Here is a 4,431-nt window from a genome sequence, read left to right on the forward strand (position 1 = left end):
GCACCGGGGCCCTTGCCGTCGCCCTGGTCGACGGACGGTGAACCGGACGGTGTGGCCGGATCCTTGCCGTCCTGCGCGGCGGGCTGGCCGCGGTCGCTGCGGACGGTGGCGAACACGCCGCCGCCGATGGCCAGCAGGACGGCGACGAGCACCGCGACGACCACCGTGCCCGGCCGGTCCGTGAACCGGTCGCGCGCGGGGGCGGGCGCGGGGGCAGCGGGTGCGACCGGCCACGGCTGGGGCGGCGGACCGAAAGCACCGGGGCCGCGTGGTTCGATCGGGGGCCCGAAGCCGACGGGCGCCGAGGGGCTGTGCCCGTCGGGGTTCGGCTGTTCGCCGAAAGGGGGACCGGTCATGGGGAGAGTCTGTCCCGTCCATCAGTCTTTCTAGAATAGATTTTTAGACTACTTCCCCGAGGTCTCGCCCTCCAGGGCCGGGGGACGCCCGGCGCCGCGCCCCGGGGTGTCCTCCTGGGATGCTGGGGGGTGAGTGAACAGAGGTGTTCGGGATGCCGAGGATGGAGTTGCGGCCGCATCAGCGGGAGGCCGTCGACGCGGTGCTGAAGGCCTTCGAGGTGCCCGCCCGCGGCGGGATGCCCGGGCGGGGGCTGCGTACACAGGTCGTGATGGCCACCGGGTCGGGCAAGTCGCTCGTCGCGGCCCGCAGCGCGGCCGAACTGCGGGCCCGGCGGGTGCTGGTGCTGGTGCCGTCCCTGGACCTGCTCGCCCAGAGCGAGGCCGCGTGGCGCGCGGCCGGGCGTACGGGTCCGGTGCTGGGGGTGTCCTCGCTGCGCGAGTCCGAGGCGGGGTTCGCGAACACGACCGTCCCGCAGGAGCTGGTGCGCTGGACCGCGCACCTGGAGCAGGTCACCGTGTTCTCCACCTACGCCTCGCTGGGCCTGGGCACGCTGGAGCGTGCGCACCGGGGCGGGCTTCCCGCCTGGGACCTCGTGGTCGTGGACGAGGCACACCGTACGTCCGGGCGGCTCGGGCGGCCCTGGGCGGTGGTGCACGACAACGCCCGGATTCCCGCCGCGCGGCGGCTGTACATGACCGCGACGCCCCGGCTGTGGCAGGCCGGGGAGGGGGGCGAGGAGGAGCCGGGCGCGGCGGGCGGGCTGGTCGCGTCCATGGACGACGACCCCGAGGGGCCGTTCGGTGCCCGCGCTCACACCCTGACGCTGTCGCAGGCCATCGACCGGCACATCGTCGCTCCCTACCGGGTCGTGTGCCTGGACATCACCGATGCCGCGTTCCAGGCCGCGAAGCTGCTCGGCGCGGAGCAGACGTCCGACAAGGTCCGCGGGATCCGGATGGCGGCCCTGCAGACGGCCGTGGTGAAGGCCGCCGCTTCGGAGGGCTTCGCGCGCACCCTGGTCTTCCACCACCAGGTCAAGGAGGCCGAGGCGTTCGCGGCCGGGCTGCCCGAGGTCGCGGGACGGCTTCACGCGCTGGATCCGGGGCGGTACCCGGCGTCGGTGTGGGCGGACTGGCTGTGCGGGGAGCATCCGCCCGGCTACCGCAGGCGGGTCCTCGACGACTTCGCCGCCGGCGCCGCCGCGGACGGGACGGAGGTGGAGAAGAGCTTCCTGGGTTCCGTACGGGTCCTCGGCGAGGGCGTGGACACCAAGGACTGCGACTCGGTGTTCTGGGCGGACCTGCGCGGGTCCATGCCCGACCTGGTGCAGGCGGTGGGCCGGGCGCTGCGGCTGCAGCCGGGCGAGGGCAAGGTCGCCTCCCTGGTCGTGCCCGTGCTGCTGGGGCCCGGGGAGACGCCGGACGACATGCTCACCTCGCGGGCGTACGGGGGCCTGGCGCGGCTGTTGGAGGCGCTGCGCGCGCACGACACCCGGATCGTGGAGAGCCTCGCCGAGCCGCAGGCGCCCAGCCGCTACACCCCGCTCGCGGTGGCCCGCGAGCCCGGCGAGTGGCATCCGGACGCGGACGGCGTCAGCGGACCCGCCCACGCGCTGTTGAAGTTCTCCACCCCCCGCGACCCCGCCAGGATCGCCCGGTTCATCGAGTTGCGCGTGCTGGAGCCGGAGCGGACGCAGTGGCTTCGCGGTCTGGAGGCCGCCGCGCACTACCGCCGGGAGCACGGTGACCTGCGGGTCCCGTTCACCTTCAGGGTCCCGGAGCGGCTGTCGGCGGGGGCGGGGGCGCCGGCCGCGGCGGCCGGTTTTCCGCTCGGGCAGTGGATCTCCGATGCGCGGCGCGGCCGGGCCCAGGGTGCACTCGACGACAGGCGCGCGCGGCAGTTGGACGAGCTCGGCATGGTCTGGTCCGAGCGGGACGTCGCCTGGGAGGAGGGGCTGGCCGCGGCGCGCGGCTGGGCCGGGGAGCACGGGCACCTGCTGGCGCCGGTCGACGCGGTCTGGCAGGGGCAGCCCGTCGGTGTGTGGCTGAAGAACGCGCGGGCCGCGGCGCGGCGGAGCGTGGAGAACGAACAGCGGGAGGCCGAGGGCCTGGAGGCACTGCCGCTGGCGTGGTCGATGCCCGAGGAGCGGCGCGAGCAGCTCGGGGAGATCGACCCGGCCTGGTGTCCGGGCTGGGCGGTGGCGTGGCAGCGCGGCTTCTCCCTGGTGCGGGCGTACGTCGAGGGCGGCGGCGGGCGGGCGGTGCCCGTGGCTCCGGGCGAAGTCCTCGTCCAGGGCGAGGACCTGGGCCAGTGGGTCGGCGCGCAGCGCTTGCGCTGGGAGGGCCTCGCCGCCGGACAGCAGTGGATGCTGGAGCACGTGCTGGGGCTGGCGCCGGCCACCGCTCGGGAGCGGGCCGGGGCCGGCGGCCGGACGAGCCAGGCGCAGAAGTGGGCCCTCAACCTGGCTGCCGCGACCCGCTTCTACGAGCGCGAAGGCCATCTGGCGGTGCCCAGGAAGCACGTCGAGACCGTCACGTGGCCCTTGCGGGACGCCGACGGCCGCGTCATCGAGGAGCAGGAGCGCGCGCTGCGGCTCGGCTCGTGGGTGAACAACTGCCGTACCCGCGCCGCGGCTCTCGGCGCCGAGCGGGTGGCGCAGCTCGACCGGATCGGGATGCGGTGGGGGTAGGGGGTCTTGGGCCCCTCAGTCGATTCCGAGGGGGCCGATGCCCAGGTCCTCGCGCATGAGGGCGCGCATCGTGGCCATGGCCTCGCGGCGGCGGGCGATCAGGGGGCGGTCCCGGGGCGAGCCGACGGGGGCGCCGGCCGCGTAGGCGTCGCGGAGCTCCCGCAGGGCGTGGAACGCCGCGTTCCCCGCGGCCACCACCTGCGGGGAACCGATCAGCCAGAGGCGTTCGCTCGCCGTGTAGAGCCCGGTGGCACGGAACGCCTCGCGCACCGCCGCGTCGCGCGCCGAGTCGGACAGGTGGTCGCCGAGCGCGACGGCGCGTATCTCCTCGCCCGCGGCCTTGAGGGCGGAGACGAACTCGGTGTACGCCGCGCGGCGGACCTCCAGCGCCTGGCGGCTCTCCTCGCGCCGCCACCGGTTGCGGTCACCCAGCAAGGTGGCGCCGATACCGACGGCGGCGCCGGTCAGTGTGGAGAGCAGGGGCATCCAGTCCATGCGTCACCAGCGTACGGGCAGCTCCCGCACGCCGCGGATCAGCATTCCGGGCACCCAGGACAGCTTCTCGTCCTCCGCGTCACGGCCCAGCTCCGGGAAGCGCTCCAGCAGCGAGCGGAGCGCGATGCGGCCCTCCGTGCGGGCCAGCGGCGCGCCCAGGCAGTGGTGCAGGCCGTGTCCGAAGGCGATGTGGCCGCGTGCGTCGCGGCGGATGTCGAAGCGGTCCGCGTCCTCGAAGCGGGCCGGGTCGCGGTCCGCGTCGGCCATGGAGATCAGGACGGTGGAGCCCGCCGGGATCACCACGCCGCCCATCTCCAGGTCCTCCAGGGCGAGCCGTTCGGTGGAGTTCTCGACCGGGCCGTCGTGGCGGAGCATCTCCTCGATCGCGCCGTCCAGCAGGCCGTCGAGGTCCGCGCGCAGGTCGGCGAGCTGCTCGGGGTGGGCGAACAGGGCGCGCAGGCCGTTGCCGATCATGTTGACGGTGGTCTCGTGTCCGGCGATGAGCAGCAGGACGCTCATGCCGATCAGCTCGTCCGGCGTGAGCCGGTCGCCGCCGTCGTCGACGGCGTGGATCATCCCGCTGAGCAGGTCTTCGCCGGGCGCAGCGCGCTTGGCGTCGATGAGCCCGGTCAGGAACCGGGGCATCTGCTCGTACGCGGAGGCCTCGGCCTCGGGGCTGGTGGGGGCGACCATCTCGTTGGACCAGGCGCGGAACGCGTCGCGGTCCAGTTCCGGTACGCCGAGCAGCTCGCAGATGACGGTCATCGGCAGCGGGAAGGCGAAGGCGTCGATCAGGTCGGCGCGGCGCTTCGGGTCCGCTTCCATGGCGTCGAGCAGTTCGTCGGTGATCTGCTGGATGCGGGGCGCCAGTGCCTCGATGCGGCGGGGGG

At 74.6% G+C, this 4,431-nt stretch carries 3 protein-coding genes and 1 pseudogene; 1 reads left to right on the forward strand and 3 read right to left on the reverse strand.

The genetic code is table 11. From position 1 onward, the window contains the following. Positions 1–356, reverse strand: a pseudogene (locus tag ACFWGD_RS13000) (hypothetical protein); the annotation flags it as partial. 152 nt (positions 357–508) lie between these two features. Between ACFWGD_RS13000 and ACFWGD_RS13005 the strand changes: the two are divergent. Further along, positions 509–3,046: a Helicase associated domain protein gene (locus tag ACFWGD_RS13005; RefSeq protein ID WP_377779107.1), complete on the forward strand. Its 2,538-nt coding sequence runs from the start codon at positions 509–511 to the stop codon at positions 3,044–3,046. Between the two features lie 15 nt (positions 3,047–3,061). On the opposite strand, the gene ACFWGD_RS13010 is transcribed toward ACFWGD_RS13005, so the two are convergent. Beyond that, entirely contained in the window at positions 3,062–3,541 is a 480-nt protein-coding gene (locus tag ACFWGD_RS13010; RefSeq protein ID WP_377779108.1) for a hypothetical protein, read from the reverse strand. Positions 3,542–3,544: 3 nt separating this feature from the next. Further along, the coding region (locus tag ACFWGD_RS13015) for a cytochrome P450 (protein ID WP_377779109.1) at positions 3,545–4,431 on the reverse strand (887 nt) is incomplete at its 5' end.

The organism is Corynebacterium sp. NPDC060344 (genome assembly GCF_042725215.1).
Classification (GTDB): Bacteria; Actinomycetota; Actinomycetes; order Mycobacteriales; family Mycobacteriaceae; genus Corynebacterium.